8 protein-coding genes are annotated in these 15,193 nt (G+C 73.1%); 5 read left to right on the forward strand and 3 right to left on the reverse strand.

Translation table 11 applies throughout. The features are described from left to right. Window positions 1-119: 119 nt before the first annotated feature. The 3 genes from PV789_RS03965 to PV789_RS03975 all read left to right on the forward strand — a co-directional run bounded on the left by PV789_RS03965 (window position 120) and on the right by PV789_RS03975 (window position 3,516). Window positions 120-1,067, forward strand: a complete 948-nt coding sequence (locus PV789_RS03965) for an HpcH/HpaI aldolase/citrate lyase family protein (protein ID WP_274976187.1) — start codon at window positions 120-122, stop codon at window positions 1,065-1,067. 149 nt (window positions 1,068-1,216) lie between these two features. Further along, window positions 1,217-1,915, forward strand: coding sequence for a response regulator transcription factor (locus PV789_RS03970; protein WP_248773501.1), 699 nt, complete (start codon window positions 1,217-1,219; stop codon window positions 1,913-1,915). A 125-nt stretch (window positions 1,916-2,040) separates the two neighbouring features. Next, entirely contained in the window at window positions 2,041-3,516 is a 1,476-nt protein-coding gene (locus PV789_RS03975) for a sensor histidine kinase (protein WP_274978038.1), read from the forward strand. Between the two features lie 36 nt (window positions 3,517-3,552). Here PV789_RS03975 and PV789_RS03980 read toward each other — a convergent pair whose 3' ends face one another. Together PV789_RS03980 and PV789_RS03985 are read right to left on the reverse strand one after the other, a co-directional pair. Next, window positions 3,553-4,833: a glycosyltransferase gene (locus tag PV789_RS03980; RefSeq protein ID WP_274976188.1), complete on the reverse strand. Its 1,281-nt coding sequence runs from the start codon at window positions 4,831-4,833 to the stop codon at window positions 3,553-3,555. Window positions 4,834-5,200: 367 nt separating this feature from the next. Continuing rightward, on the reverse strand, window positions 5,201-7,135 hold the full coding sequence (locus PV789_RS03985; protein ID WP_274976189.1) for a trypsin-like peptidase domain-containing protein: 1,935 nt from the start codon (window positions 7,133-7,135) through the stop codon (window positions 5,201-5,203). A 336-nt stretch (window positions 7,136-7,471) separates the two neighbouring features. On the opposite strand from PV789_RS03985, the gene PV789_RS03990 reads away from it, so the two are divergent. Continuing rightward, a complete protein-coding gene (locus PV789_RS03990; protein ID WP_047869745.1) occupies window positions 7,472-8,077 on the forward strand; it encodes a response regulator transcription factor in 606 nt (201 codons plus the stop codon). Between the two features lie 25 nt (window positions 8,078-8,102). Here PV789_RS03990 and PV789_RS03995 read toward each other — a convergent pair whose 3' ends face one another. Beyond that, window positions 8,103-10,289 (reverse strand): SpoIIE family protein phosphatase, encoded by a 2,187-nt coding sequence (locus PV789_RS03995; protein ID WP_274976190.1) that lies wholly within the window; start codon window positions 10,287-10,289, stop codon window positions 8,103-8,105. 464 nt (window positions 10,290-10,753) lie between these two features. Between PV789_RS03995 and PV789_RS04000 the strand changes: the two genes are divergently transcribed. After that, entirely contained in the window at window positions 10,754-15,187 is a 4,434-nt protein-coding gene (locus PV789_RS04000; RefSeq protein ID WP_274976191.1) for a HAMP domain-containing protein, read from the forward strand. Window positions 15,188-15,193 lie beyond the last annotated feature (6 nt).

Consider the following 15,193-nt stretch of genomic DNA (forward strand, 5'->3'; position numbering starts at 1 on the left):
GGTCCCGCCCGGAGGAGGCGGCCGACCCGGCCGGACGGCCGGCGCCGCGACCGCGCTCCCGCGCGGCCGACCGGCGCGGACCGCGCGCAGGCGGACGAGCGGAGCAGGGGGACGGGGCGATGGGCGAACTCAGGTCGCGGCGGTCGGTACTCGCGGTGCCGGGGTCCAACCCCCGGTTCGTGGACAAGGCGCGGGGACTGGACGCGGACGCCTTCTTCCTCGACCTGGAGGACGCGGTCGCGCCCCTGGAGAAGGACGCGGCCCGCCACGCCGTCGTCCGGGCCCTCAACGACGGCGGCTGGGACGGCAAGGTGCGGTCCGTCCGCGTGAACGACGTCACCACCGGGTGGGCCTACCGCGACGTCGTCACCGTCGTCGAGGGCGCCGGTGCCGAACTCGACGCCCTGGTCCTGCCCAAGGTCACCTCGGCCCGCGACGTCCAGTGGCTCGACACCCTCCTCACCCAGATCGAACGCGCCGTCGGGCTGGAGGTCGGCCGGATCGGCATCGAGGCGCAGATCGAGGACGCCCGCGGCCTGGTCGCCGTGGACGGGATCGCCGCCGCCTCGTCCCGCCTGGAGAGCCTCGTCTACGGGCCCGCCGACTTCATGGCCTCCCTCAACATGAAGAGCCTGGTCGTCGGCGAGCAGCCGCCCGGCTACGACACCGGCGACGCCTACCACTACGTGCTCATGCGCATCCTCACCGCCGCCCGCGCCCACGGCCTCCAGGCCATCGACGGCCCCTACCTCCAGATCCGGGACGTGGACGCGTTCCGCCGCTCCGCCGGGCGCACGGCCGCCCTCGGCTTCGACGGCAAGTGGGTCCTGCACCCGCTCCAGGTGGAGGCCGCCAACGAGGTGTTCGCGCCCTCCCAGGAGGACTACGACCACGCCGAGCTGATCCTGGACGCCTACGCCCACGCCACCACCGTGGACCGGCGCGGCGCCGTCATGCTCGGCGAGGAGATGCTCGACGAGGCATCCCGCAAGATGGCGCTCGTGGTCGCGGGCAAGGGGCGCGCGGCCGGGATGGGCCGGACCCGCGCGTTCGACCCCGGGGCCTGAACCCGGACCCCTGCGGAGGGCGGACGGGACCCCGTGCGGACCCGCCCGGTTCTGTCCGGGGCCGCACGGGCTCTGACCGGCGCGGAGTCTGACACGCGCCCCACCCCGCTCTTACCGCGCTCTCACCCTCATGCGGAACCATGGGCGCCATGGAAGCCACCGCCACGGTTCTGGTCGCCGACGACGACCGCGCGATCAGGGACTCACTGGAACGCGCGCTCCAACTGGAGGGCTACAGGGTCAGGACGGTACCGGACGGGGTCCAGGCCCTCGCCGCCGTGCACGCCGACCCCGTCGACCTGCTCGTCCTCGACGTGATGATGCCGGGAGTGGACGGGCTCGGGGTGGCCCGCGTGCTGCGCGCCGAGCGCGACCGCACACCCATCCTCATGCTCACCGCGCGAGTGGAGACGCCGGACCGGGTGGCGGGGCTCGACGCGGGGGCCGACGACTACCTCGCCAAGCCCTTCGAGCTGGAGGAGCTCCTCGCCCGGCTGCGCGCCCTGCTGCGCCGGGCCGCGCCCTTCCCCGAGGAGGCCGCCGAGCAGGGCCCGCTGCGCGTCGGCGAGCTGTCCCTGGACCCGGCCTCCCGCCGGGTCTGGCGCGGCGACCGCGAGGTCGAGCTGTCCAAGACCGAGTTCGACCTGCTCGAACTCCTGGTGCGCAACGCCGGGATCGTCCTGGACCACTCCACCATCTACGACCGCATCTGGGGCTACGACTTCGGCCCCGAGTCCAAGAACCTCGCCGTCTACATCAGCTACCTGCGCCGCAAGCTGGAGGACGGCGGGCCGCCGCTGATCCAGACCGTGCGCGGGGTCGGCTACACGCTCCGGCCGCAGGGTTGAGATCCGTGCGACCCGAAGACGGCACCCCGCGGGACCCCGGACACGGAGCCCCGCACGGTCCCGGAGCCTCGCCCGCCTCCGGTTCCCCGCACGGCCCCGGCGCCGCGTCCGGTCTCAGGGCCCTGGTGTCCGCCGCGCGCACCGCCGTCCCGAGGTGGCGCCGGACGCTGCTCCAGCCGGGCGACTGGCGGCTGGGCACCCGCTTCGCGGTGATCTTCGCGCTGGTCGCCACCGTCGTCATCGCCCTGGTCGGCACCCTCGCCTACACCACCGCCGCCGCGCTCATCCGCTCCGACGCCCGCACCGAGTTCGAGAGCACCGTCACCGCCCTGTCCGACCAGCTCGTCGACTACCACCAGCAGGGGCAGGGGGGCTCCGCCGGTCCCGGCCCGTTCCTGCCCAGCGACAAGTTCCAGCTCCAGCTCCTCGAACCCGACGGCAGCAGGACGGTCAACATCGCCGACCCGTCCGAGATCATCCTGTTCGCACCGTCGCAGAGGGACCTGGAGGTCGCCGAGGAGCCGCGGCCCGGCATCGTCGACATGCGCGAGCAGGCCATCGGCGGCCAGGAGTACCGGCTGGCCACGGTCTCCCTCGGCGACGGCGCCGGGGCCCTCCAACTCCTCCAGCGCCTGTCCCCGACCGAGCTGATGATCGACCGGCTGGCCACCCAGATCCTGTGGGTGGGCCTGTTCGTCGCCCTGTGCGCGGCCGCCGCGGGCTGGCTGGTGGGCCACCGCACCACCGGGCGCCTGGTGCGCCTCACCGATGCGGCCGAGTACGTCAGCTCCACCGGGCGGCTCGACCCCGTGGACCCCGGCCGCAGCGGCGAGAGCCGCGAGGAGGACGCCGGCCGCGACGAGGTCGGCCGCCTCACCAGCGCGTTCAACGCCATGCTCGCCCGTCTGGCCCGTTCCAAGGACGAGCAGCGCCGCCTCGTCCAGGACGCCGCGCACGAACTCCGCACCCCGCTGACCAGCTTGTACACCAACGTGCAGGTGCTCGACAGGGTGGACCGGCTCAGCCCGGAGGCGCGCGCCGGCCTCATCGAGGACCTGCGCGGCGAGACCCGCGAACTCACCGCGCTGGTCAACGAACTGGTCGGCCTGGCCACCGGCGACCACGAGGACGAGCAGATGAGCGCCGTCCCCCTCGCCGGGATCGCCGAGAAGGTCGCCAAGCGCACCCGCCGCCGCACCGGCCGCGACATCGTCGTGGACGCCGACGACAGCGTCGTGTGGGGCCGCCCCGGCTCCCTGGAGCGCGCCGTCTCCAACCCGGTCGAGAACTCCGCCAAGTTCGACCCCGAGGGCACCGCGCCCATCGAGATCCGCGTGCGCGCGGGGGCGGTGGAGGTCCTGGACCGGGGGCCCGGCATCGACCCGGCCGAACTCGACCACGTCTTCGAACGCTTCTACCGGGCCGCCGTCGCCCGCGGCCTGCCCGGTTCGGGGCTCGGCCTGTCCATGGTCAGGGAGATCGCGCAGGCGCACGGGGGCGGGGTGTTCGCCCGCAACAGGGAGGGCGGCGGTGCCGTCATCGGCTTCCACCTGCCGCTGTTCACACCGCCGCGGGACGAGGAGCCGAAGGCGCGGGGGTGAGCGCCGCACCGGCGGACGCCGCGCCGGAACCGCCGGTCACTGCCCGCCGAACGCCGCGACCGCTGCCGCGCCGACCCCCGCACCGGCGGACGCCTCGCGGTAGATCCGCTCGAACCGCTCCAGCGAGTCCTCCAGCCGGTGCAGCCCGGCCATGTCGCGGCTGCGCGCGCCCATCCCGAGCCGTCGGCCCTCGTCGGTGACAACCGACTCCACCCGGGCGGCCAGCGCCTCCGGGCTGCCGGGCGGGTACAGGTACCCGTTGCCGCCCTCCTCCACCAGGTGCGGCAGCGCCATGGCGTCCGCCGCCACCACCGGCAGGCCGCTCGCCATCGCCTCCAGGGTGGCGATGCTCTGGAGTTCGGCGGTCCCGGCGATGGCCCACACGTCCGCGCACCGGTACACGTCGGGCAGGTCGGCGTGCGGCACGAAGCCCAGGAACACCACCCGGTCGGCCGCGCCGACCTCCGCCGCCAGCTCCTCCAACCGCGCCCGGTGCGCGCCGTGCCCGGCCAGCACGAGCTGTACACCGTCGGTCAGGGCCACCGCGCGCACGAGTTCGTCCACGCGCTTCTCCTCGTCCAGCCGCCCCACGAACAGCACCGTCCTGCGGTCCGGCACGCCCAGCCGGGCGCGCAGCCGCCGCCGGGTGGCCGCGCCGCCGTCCAACGGGCTGAACCGGTCCAGGTCGATCCCGCACGAGACCGGTTCGACCGGCCGGGTGAACCCCTGGTCGACCAGCAGCCGCGCCGCCGCCGGGGTGGGCGTGGTCACGTGCCCGGCCCTGGACAGCACCGCGCCCAGGTCCCACCAGGCCAGCCGGGCCGCGTGCGGGCGCAGCGGCGCGGGCACGTGCACGTAGTCGAAGAGGTTCTCCGGCATGAAGTGGTTGGTGGCTACCACGGGCACGCCGCGGGCGTGCGCGGCGGCGGCCAGCATCCGGCCGACGAGGAAGTGGTTCTGGATGTGGACGGCGTCCGGGCGCAGCCGGTCCAGGAGCCGGTCCAGGTGGCCGCGCACGCCCAGCGGGACCGCGAGCCGCACGCTGTCGTGGACCAGGGAGGACACCGAGCGCAGCCGGTGCTCGACCACTCCGCCGCGTTCGGCCGTGTACGGGGAGCCCTCGGGGGAGGGGCACACCACGTGCACGCGCGCGCCGCGCGCGGCCAGACCGCGGGCGAGGCGGGCGGTGAAGTACGCGGCGCCGTTCACGTCGGGGGGATAGGTGTCGGTACCGATCAGGACCCGGGTGCGGCGCGTCGCGCCGACGGCGGGCCGGGGCGGTGCCGCCACCGCGGGGGAGGCGAAGGACGTGGACATGACCTGATCTCCTTTGTCGGGCCGCCGCGTACGCCCGAGTGTGGGTCACCCGCGTTGACCCCCGCCGACCTCTCGGTGACCGCGGGGCGACCGCTCGGTGGCACGCGGCGCGGGGGAGGGAACCCCCGCGCCCCCTCCGCCTACCCACAAGTCCGGCCGCGCCGACGGGCAGCGGCCCGCGGTCCGCGCGCCCGGGGCCCGCCGTGCCTTCGGGGCATGGCCGAGGCTTCCGCCGCCGCGCGTGCGTCGGACGATTCCGGTCCCGCCGTGCCCGCGGGCCGTGGCCGCGGCTTCCGCCGCACACACGACGGGCGGCCCCGGACCCGAGGGTCCGGGGCCGCCCGTGCGGGAAACGGGGCCGCTTCCGTCAGTTCCCGCCCTCCTCGTTCTGGGCCGCCTCCACGCTCTGCTCCCCGAGCGTCACCGTGACCTCCTCCTCGGAACCGCTGCCGCCGTCGGGGACGACCCCCAGGGTGACCTCCTCGCCGGGCTGGCGGATCCGGATCTGCGCGATCAGCTCGTCCGGCGTGGACACCTGCTCACCGTCCACGGACACCACCACGTCACCGGCCTGGAGCCCGGCCTCGGCGGCCGCGCCGCCCTCGGTGACCTCCACGATCTCCGCGCCGCCGACGCGGGAGTTGGTGATGGTCGCCTCGATCGCCGGGTAGCTCGCGCTGCCGTCCTCGACCAGCTGCTCCGCGATGGGGCGGACCTGGTTGATCGGGATGGCGAAGCCCAGCCCGACCGAGCCGCTGTCCTGCGAGACGCCCGCGATCGCGGTGTTGATTCCGATGACCTCGCCGTTCATGTTCACCAGCGGGCCGCCCGAGTTGCCGGGGTTGATCGCCGCGTCCGTCTGGATCGCGTTGATGACCGTGGAGGTCTGCCCGGACTGCCCGGTGTTCACCGGACGGTTCAGCGCGCTGACCACACCCGTGGTCACCGTGCCCGACAGCCCCAGCGGGGAACCGATCGCGACCACCTCGGCGCCCACGCCGATCTGCTCGGAGTCGCCGAGGGTGGCCGGGGTGAGGTCGTTGCGCCCCTCCGCCTGGATCACCGCGATGTCGGAGACCGGGTCCGAGCCCATGACCTCGGCGCGCGCGGAGCTGCCGTCGTTGAACAGCACCTCGATCGGACCGCCCTCGGCGGCGGCCACGACGTGCGCGTTGGTGAGGATCTGGCCGTCGGAGGAGATGACCACACCGCTGCCGCCGCCGTTGGCGGTGCGGATGGACACCACGCTCGGCAGGACCGTGTCGGCGACCTCGCCCACCTCGCCCTCGGTCTGGGTGCTCTCCTGCTCCTGGTTGAGCGAGCTGATCGGCCCGCTCAGGCCGTTGGGGAACAGGTAGGCGGTGCCCAGGGCCGTCATCGGTCCCACGATGAGGCTCGTGACCAGGGCGGTGATCGCGGCGACGGTCACGATCCTGCCGGAGCCGCGCTTTTTGCCGTTCCCCTGCGGGGGCACCGACCCGGGGAAGGCGCCGCCGAACGGGGGCTGCCCGCCGTGGCCGCCGTGGTCCCCGGGACCGCCGGGGCCGCCCGCCCCGAACGCGCCGCCGTCACCGTACGGCGGCTGCCCGTGCCCGATCGGCCCGTGGGGGCCGTTCTGCCCGCCGTGCGGGGGAGCGGGGTGGTGGGCGGAGAACTGCTCGTGCTGGCCGCCGACGGCGCCGTAACCGCCCCCGGGAGGCGGGAAGGTGTAGGAGGCGTGCTCCGGGTCATTGGGCCCGGTGGCCCACCTCGGCGGCTGCCCGGGCGGGGAGAAGGTCGGCCCCGCCCCCGCGGGGCCGGTCTCCGGCCGCCCGTACCGCTCTGCCCCCGGGTGCCCGCCCTGCTGGGACGGGAAGCCCTCACCCGTCTGCCCGGCCGCCGCGTACCCGCCGCTCCGCTCGGCGCCGGGGTACCCGCCGGACGGCACCTGACCGGGCTGTTCGCCGCTCTGCCACACGCCGGTGTACCCGCCGGGCTCGTGCGGCGCGGGCCGCTCCACGTGCTCGCCCGCCTCCCCGACCCCGGGCTCCCCACCGGTTCCGCGTGCCTCGGAGTCCCCGAAGGAACGCTGGGGCCCGGCGTGCTCGGCTCCGTGGGTCCGGCCGTCCTGTCCGGCGGGGACACCCCCGTGCTCCCCGCCGGACGCGCCACGGACGTCGGTGCCGTCAGCCGTGGAGGAGCCCCCCTCGTGCGGGCCGGAGGGCCCCGCCTGGTCGGCGGGCTCGGCGGGACGGTGCTCGGGAAGTCCGTTCCCGGCCGCCGTACCGGGCTCGGTACCTGCACTCGGTTCGTTGGGGTTCAACTCATCCTCCGGCTGACGGGACGATGTTCAGTGACGTGTTCCATCATGCGACGCATGGGTTAGAACAGGGTGAGAGCGCGATATGCCGGGGTTTCGAGTCCTTCCGCCCCCGCCGTGCCCCGGCCCGGTCCGCGTCGGCGGTCCCGTGGTCCAGCGCCGTCGGACCGGGCCGCCCGTGACTGGCCCCGACGTCCGTGAGAGCATCCCAACCCCCGACGCCGCGACCCGACACGTCGCCCGTTACCCCGGCGCGCTCCCCGTAGGCGCCGTATGCACCACAATGCCCGAAACGATATCGTGCCGAAGCCAAAGCGAGACACCGGAGAAGAGCCGACCTTGATCAAGATCGTGCTGGCCGATGACGAACACCTCGTGCGGGGGGCCATCGCCGCCCTCCTCGGCCTGGAGGACGACCTGGAGGTCGTCGCCGAGGTCGGCCGGGGCGACGAGGTGGTCGACGCCGTCCTGCGGCACGGCGCCGCGATCGCCGTCCTGGACATCGAGATGCCCGGCGCCACCGGGCTGGAGGTGGCCGCGCGGCTGCGGACGGACGCCCCCGACTGCGGTGTCGTCATCCTCACCAGCTTCGGCCGCCCCGGCTACCTGCGCCGCGCCCTGTCCTCCGGCGCGCGCGGCTTCCTGGCCAAGGACGCCCCCGTCGACCAGCTCGCGGGCGCCATCCGCCGCGTGCACGGGGGCGGGCGCTACATCGACACCGACCTGGCCGCCGCCGCGATGGTCGGCGGCGAGAGCCCGCTCACCGACCGCGAGACCGAGGTGCTGCGCGCCGCCTCCGACGGCGCCACCGTCGCCAGGATCGCCGCCTCCCTCCACCTGACCGAGGGCACCGTGCGCAACTACCTCTCCAACGCCATCGGCAAGACCGGCGCCGACAACCGCATGTCCGCCATCCGCACCGCCCAGGACATGGGCTGGCTGTAGGCACCGAAGGTCCCAAAAACACTGCTCAGAGGAAGCGCAGCACCAGCATCGCGGTGTCGTCGCTGCGCCCGCCCGGGGCGTACTCCTCCAGCTCCCGGTCGATGCGGCTGATCACCGCCTGGGCGGTCAGCCCAGCGCAGCCTGAGAAGATCTCCATCAGCCCCTCGTCGCCGAGCATGTCCGTGTTGCTGCGCCGCTCGGTCACGCCGTCGGTCACCGCCAGCACCACCTCGCCGGGGCGGATGTCCACGTTCTCGGTCGTGAACCCCACGTCCTCGAACGCGCCCAGCAGCGGCTGCGAGGCCCCGAACGGCAGCACCTCGCCCTTCTGGTTCAGCCGCAGCGGCAGCGGGTGCCCGGCCGAGACCATCCGCAGCCGCATCCCGCCCCCGCCGTCCGTGGCCGGGGTCATCTCCCCGTACAGCATCGTCAGGAACCGGGTCGAGGTGTTCTCGTCCAGGATCGCCATGTTCAGCCGCTGCATGATGTGCGAGGGCGTGAACCCCTCCTTGGCCAGCGCCCGCAGCGTGTGCCGCGCCAGGCCGGTCACGGCCGCCGCCTCCGGGCCCGTGCCGCACACGTCGCCGATGGCGAAGCACCACCGGCCGCTCGCCGCGAACACGTCGTAGAAGTCCCCGCCCACCACGTTGCGCTCGTCGGCCGGACGGTAGAACACCGCGTGGTCCACGCTCGGGATCACCGGCTCCTTCTCCTTGGCCGGCAGCAGGCTGCGCTGGAGGGCGTCGCTCATCGCGGCCTGCTTCTCGTGCAGCCGCGCGTTCTCCATCGCCGACGCCACCCGGCTGCTCAGGTCGTCGGCGACGTCCACCTCCTCGCGGGTGAAGTCGTCCGACTCGTTCTTGCCGATCGTCATCCGCCCCAGCGCGCGCCCGTGCGCCACCAGCGGGACGCAGATCGCCGGGCCGCTCGCCAGCTCCCGGACGAGCTGCTCGTCCAGCCCCTCCTTGGCCAGCTCGGCCGGGGACCACAGCGGCTGCGGCTCCCGCTGCTCGTGCGGAGGCAGCCCGGTCAGCAGCGCGCGCAGGATGTCGTTGTAGTTCTCGTCGCTGTGCACCACGTGCGTCAGCTGCGAGACGCCCATCTCGTTGATCGTCTCGATGGCGCACCACCGGCCCAGCCGCGAGGTGATCAGCTGCGCCGCCAGCGCGCCCGTCATCCGCTCGTCCAGCGTGCCCGCGAGCAGGTCGCTGGCCTCGGCCAGGAAGCTCAGCGAGGCCCGCCTGCTCAGCTCCACCTCGGCCAGCCTGGCCCGCTCCACCGGCAGCGCGATCAGGTTCGCGCCCTCCTGGAGCCGCTTGGCCGCCGACGCCCCGAAGTGCCGGGCCCGCCGGGAGGCCACCCCCAGCAGGCCGACCACCCGGCCGTCCACGATGAGCGGCGCCGTGACCAGCGAACGCATCCCCGCGCGCGACAGGCGCCCCCGGCTGGCGCGGGCGATCATCAGGTCGTCGTTGATCACCGCGCCCGGCTCCGGCGCCGACGACGGGAAGATCTCCTCCGTGCGCACGCGCAGCGGCCGCCAGGGGGCGCCGCCCGAGGTCAGCCCGACCGCGGCGCGCACCTCCCACATGGTCTCGTCGGACGTGGCCAGCGTGATGTAGGCCGCGTCCGCGCCCAGCGCCGTGGCCGAGTGCTCCACGGTGCGCTCCAGCAACTGCGGTAGGGACAGCCGCGAGCCCAGGGCGGAGTCCAGCGCCGACCACGGGGCGGGGCGCCCGGGACGGGAGGGGCTCCTGCGCACCGGCGGGGACTCCAGGGAGGCGCGCTCCCCCGAGTCGTCCTCGATCCGGAACCACACGGCCTTGTCGTTGCGCCCGTAGCTCACGCCCCAGCTCGACGCGATCGCCGAGGCCAGGGCCAGCCCCAGACCGCCGGTGCGCCCGTTCTCCCGGGTCGGGGAGGTGTCCACGGACAGGGGCCCGGCCTGCGGGACGGCGCGCTCGGGCACGGAGTCGGTGACCATCACCTCGGTCGCCCCCTCCGACCGGCGCACGGTCACGTCCAGGGACGAGCGCGCGTGGATGACGGCGTTGGTGACCAGCTCGCTCACCAGCAGGATCACGTCGTCGGAGGGGTCGGTCACACCCCAGGACAGGAGGGTGTCGTGAACGAACTCGCGGGCCGCCGCCGCGGTCTCCGGGGCGGGCGGGAACTCTCGTCGAGCGACCTTCGACGCGTCGTGTGCTGGCAAGCCGTCGGTGTCCTTCGTCACTGGGTGCGTGCGCGGGGGGTGGTGGTCACTGCCACGATACGCGTGCCGGGGTGACCGGTGCCGCGCGAACCGTCACTTCCGCCCTCCGGGCCGCCCGCCCGGGTCCGCCCGCCCGGGTCCGCCCGCCGGTCCGCACACCCGGGGTCCGCCCGGGGCCGAGCCGGACCTGCCCGCCTCCGGACGCGTCGGCCGGGGGGACAACATCACCAAGCCTCCTGTGCCGGGCGCCCCGGCCGGTTAGTGTAAGTCGACACATGCGCTTCTTTCGGGTGGTACCTCTCGCCGGTAGCGTGACGGGGTGTCACCAGGGGGCCGACGCGGCGGACACCGCGTGGCCCTCCCCGTCCCGTGCGCGCTCCGCGGGCCGATCCGCCCGCGGGCGCCCGGCCCAGGGGGCCGGGACGGGAGGCCGAGGTGGCGGAGCAGGCTGAGGAGGGGGTTCGATGCCCGAGGCGGTCAAGGAACTGGCGGCCGACGACCAGCTCGACGAGATTCTGCGTGCCCTGTACCGCATGCGCGACGGCGACTTCAGCGTCCGTCTGCGCAAGCGCGGCGGCGGCACCATGCGGGAGATCGCGTCCGTCTTCAACGAGGTGGTCGACCACAGCGAACAGCTCAGCGACGAACTCCAGCGCGTCGGCGACGTCGTGCGCAACGAGGGCAGGCTCAACGAGCGCGTCAACGTCAACCCCGCCCGGGGCGCCTGGGGCGAGAGCGCCTTGGCGCTCAACGTCCTGCTCGACGAGGTCGCCGAACCCGTGACCGACGTCGCCGGGGTCCTGGACTCGGTCGCGGAGGGCCAGCTCAGCCGCCGCGCATCCACCGAGGGCCGCCGCGGCGAGCTCAAGGGCGACCTGCTGCGCCTGGCCACCACGGTCAACCGCATGGCTGACCAGATGAGCGGCTTCGCCGGGGAGGTCACCCGGGTGGCCCGCGAGGTGGGCACCGAGGGCAAGCTCGGCGGCGCCGCGCAGGTCGAGGGGGTCTCCGGGGCCTGGCGCGAGGTGACCGAGTCGGTCAACCAGATGTCCTCGCGCCTGACCGACCAGATGCGCGACATCTCCGAGGTGACCACCGCCGTCGCCCGCGGCGACCTCAGCCGCAAGATCACGGTGGACGTGCAGGGCGAGATGCTCGACCTCAAGGACACCGTCAACACGATGGTGGACCAGCTGTCCACCTTCGCCGACGAGGTGACCCGGGTGGCCCGCGAGGTGGGCACCGAGGGCAAGCTCGGCGGACGCGCCAACGTGCGCGGCGTGCGCGGCATCTGGAAGGACCTCACCGAGAACGTCAACTCGATGGCGGACAACCTCACCAACCAGGTGCGCGACATCTCCCAGGTCACGACCTCCGTGGCCCGGGGCGACCTCACCCAGAAGGTCCAGGTCGACGTGCAGGGCGAGATGCTCGCCCTGAAGAACACCGTGAACACCATGGTCGACCAGCTCGACTCCTTCGCCGACGAGGTCACGCGCGTGGCGCGCGAGGTCGGCACGGAGGGCAAGCTGGGCGGACGGGCCAACGTCAAGGGCGTGTCGGGCATCTGGAAGGACCTGACCGACAACGTCAACTCCATGGCCAACAGCCTCACCTACCAGGTCCGCAACATCTCCCAGGTGACGACGGCGGTCGCCACCGGTGACCTCACCAAGAAGATCACCGTGGACGCCCAGGGGGAGATGCTCGACCTCAAGGACACCATCAACAAGATGGTCGACCAGCTGGACTCCTTCGCCGGGGAGGTGACCAGGGTCGCCCGCGAGGTGGGCACCGAGGGCAAGCTGGCCGGGCAGGCCCACGTCCGCGACGTGTCCGGGGTCTGGAAGGACCTGACCGACAACGTCAACTCCATGGCCAACAACCTGACCTACCAGGTGCGCCAGATCTCCATGGTCACGCGCGCGGTGGCCGCGGGCGACCTGACCAAGAAGGTCACGGTCAACGCCAAGGGCGAGATCCTGGAGCTGAAGGACACCATCAACGTCATGGTGGACCAGCTCTCCGCGTTCGCAGACGAGGTCACGCGCGTGGCCCGCGAGGTCGGCACCGAGGGCAAGCTGGGCGGCCGCGCCGACGTCAAGGGCGTCTCCGGAATCTGGAACGACCTCACCGAGAACGTCAACTCGATGTCGCACAACCTCACCACGCAGGTGCGCAACATCTCCGAGGTGACCACGGCCGTCGCCGCGGGCGACCTCACCAAGAAGATCGACGTCAACGCCCAGGGGGAGATCCTGGAGGTCAAGACGACGGTCAACACCATGGTCGACCAGCTGTCGGCGTTCGCCACCGAGGTCACCCGAGTGGCCCACGAGGTGGGCAGCCAGGGCCAGCTGGGCGGACAGGCCAAGGTCGAGGGCGTGACCGGCACCTGGAAGCAGCTCACCGACAGCGTGAACGGCCTGGCGGGCAACCTGACCACGCAGGTGCGGGCGATCGCCGAGGTCGCCAACGCCGTCGCCAAGGGCGACCTGACCCGCAACATCCAGGTCGACGCCCGCGGTGAGATGGAGCAGCTCAAGCACAACATCAACCTGATGGTGTCCAACCTGCGCGAGACCACCGCCACCCAGCGCGACGCCGACTGGCTCAAGTCCAACGTGGCCCGCATCTCCGGGCACATCCAGGGCCACCGCGACCTCAAGGAGCTGGCCCGCCTCATCATGACCGAGGTGACGCCGCTCATCGGCGCCCAGCACGGCGCCTGCTACCTGCCCGAGGACCAGGACGACCAGGAGAACTTCCTGTTCTACGCGGGCTTCGGCTTCGACCCCGACGAGGACCGGCGCCGCGTCCGCGCGGGCATCGGCCTGGTGGGCGAGGCCCTCGCCCAGCAGGTGGAGCAGCAGGTCGGCAACATCCCGCCGGGCTACGTCAAGGTCGAGTCGGGGCTGGGGGAGGCCTCCCCGCGCAACCTGTACATCCTGCCGATCGTCTCCGAGGGGCGCTCGCTGGGCGCCATCGAGTTCGCCTCCTACGACGACTTCCGCGAGAGCCACAAGAACTTCCTGCGCCAGCTGGTGAGCCTGCTCGGCACCACCATCAACACCATCCTGGCCAACAACCGCACCGAGGACCTGCTCGAACAGTCCCAGCAGCTCACCAGTCAGCTCAGGGAGCGCTCCAACGAGCTCCAGCGCCAGCAGGAGGAGCTGCGCGGCAAGAACGCCGAGCTCCGCCAGAAGGCCACCCAGCTCGCCAACCAGAACCGGGCGATCGAGCTCCAGAACCAGCAGATCCAGCGCTCCCGCAACGCCCTGGAGGAGCGCGCCCACCAGCTCCAGGTCTCCTCCAAGTACAAGTCCGAGTTCCTGGCGAACATGTCGCACGAGCTGCGCACGCCGCTCAACAGCCTGCTGATCCTGGCCCGCCTGCTCGCCGACAACGCCGAGCAGAACCTGTCCGCCAAGCAGGTCGAGTTCGCCCAGACCATCCACAAGGCGGGCAGCGACCTGCTGCTGCTCATCGACGAGATCCTCGACCTGTCCAAGGTGGAGGCCGGGCGCGCCGAGGTGCAGCCCAGCGAGGTCTCCATCGCCCAGCTCGTCGACTACGTCGAGGCCACCTTCCGCCCGGTCACCGGGGACCAGGGGCTCGCCTTCGCGGTGGACGTGTCGCCGGACATCCCCGGCACGCTGTGGACCGACGAGCAGCGGCTCCAGCAGATACTGCGCAACCTGCTCTCCAACGCCGTCAAGTTCACCCCGCAGGGGGAGGTGCGGCTGCTCATCGAGCCCGCGTGGGCGCTGGAGGACGCCGACCTGGAGATGTTCGTCGAGAACGAGGAGGTCATCGCGTTCACCGTCGCCGACACCGGCATCGGGATCGCCGAGGACAAGCTCCAGGTCATCTTCGAGGCCTTCCACCAGGGCGACGGCGGCACCTCGCGGCGCTTCGGCGGGACCGGCCTCGGCCTGTCCATCAGCCGCAACTTCGCCCGGCTTCTGGGCGGCGAGATCCGCGTGCAGAGCGTGCCCAACCAGGGCTCCACCTTCACGCTGCTGCTCCCGGTGCGCCTGCCCGACGACGCGGGGGAGCGGGCCGAGGAGGCCGGGTCCCCGGGCCGCGCCCTGAGCGGCATGGACTCGGCGCCGATGCTCGACCCGGGCCGGGGCGCGGACACCGGCGGCTTCGAGTCCTCCCCGCTGGACGACGGCTTCTCCATGCCGGACGAGGACTTCGACGCGGCCCTGGCCGCCCTCACCGACATCAGCGACGAGCCGCTGCCCACCGTCCCGGTGCTCAAGGCGCCCGAGACCCAGGCGGCGGCCGAGGGCGAGGCGCCCGAGCAGCCGGCCGAGTCCGAGCCGCGCACCGACCCCGAGCGGCGGGCCGTCCTGAACGGCCAGCGGGTCCTCATCGTCGACGACGACGTCCGCAACGTCTTCGCGCTCACCAGCGCTCTGGAGGCGCAGGGCCTGGAGGTCCTCTACGCTGACAACGGACACGCCGGAATCGCCAGGCTGGAGGCCAACGAGGACATCGCGCTCGTCCTGATGGACGTGATGATGCCCGAGCTGGACGGCAACCAGACCACCCAGCGGATCCGGGAGATGCCGCAGTTCGCCGGTCTGCCGATCATCTCGCTCACCGCCAAGGCGATGCAGGGTGACCGCGAGCGCAGCCTCGCGGCGGGCGCCACGGACTACGTGACCAAGCCGGTCGACCTGGACCACCTGCTGGACGTCATGCGGCGCTGGCTCACCGCGGGGCGCGAGGAGACCATCGCCGGAGCGGCGGCCGACGGCGGGGACGGTGCGGCCTCGGACGGGCACAGCCGCGCGACGCCCGGGCCGGAGGAGGCCGGTGCCGGGCATGACAACGATCCGAACGGGGAGACTGGCACCAGCACCCCGAGCGAAGACCTGGAGTAACCCGAC

The organism is Nocardiopsis camelliae, from assembly GCF_028993595.1.
Lineage (GTDB): Bacteria > Actinomycetota > Actinomycetes > Streptosporangiales > Streptosporangiaceae > Nocardiopsis > Nocardiopsis dassonvillei.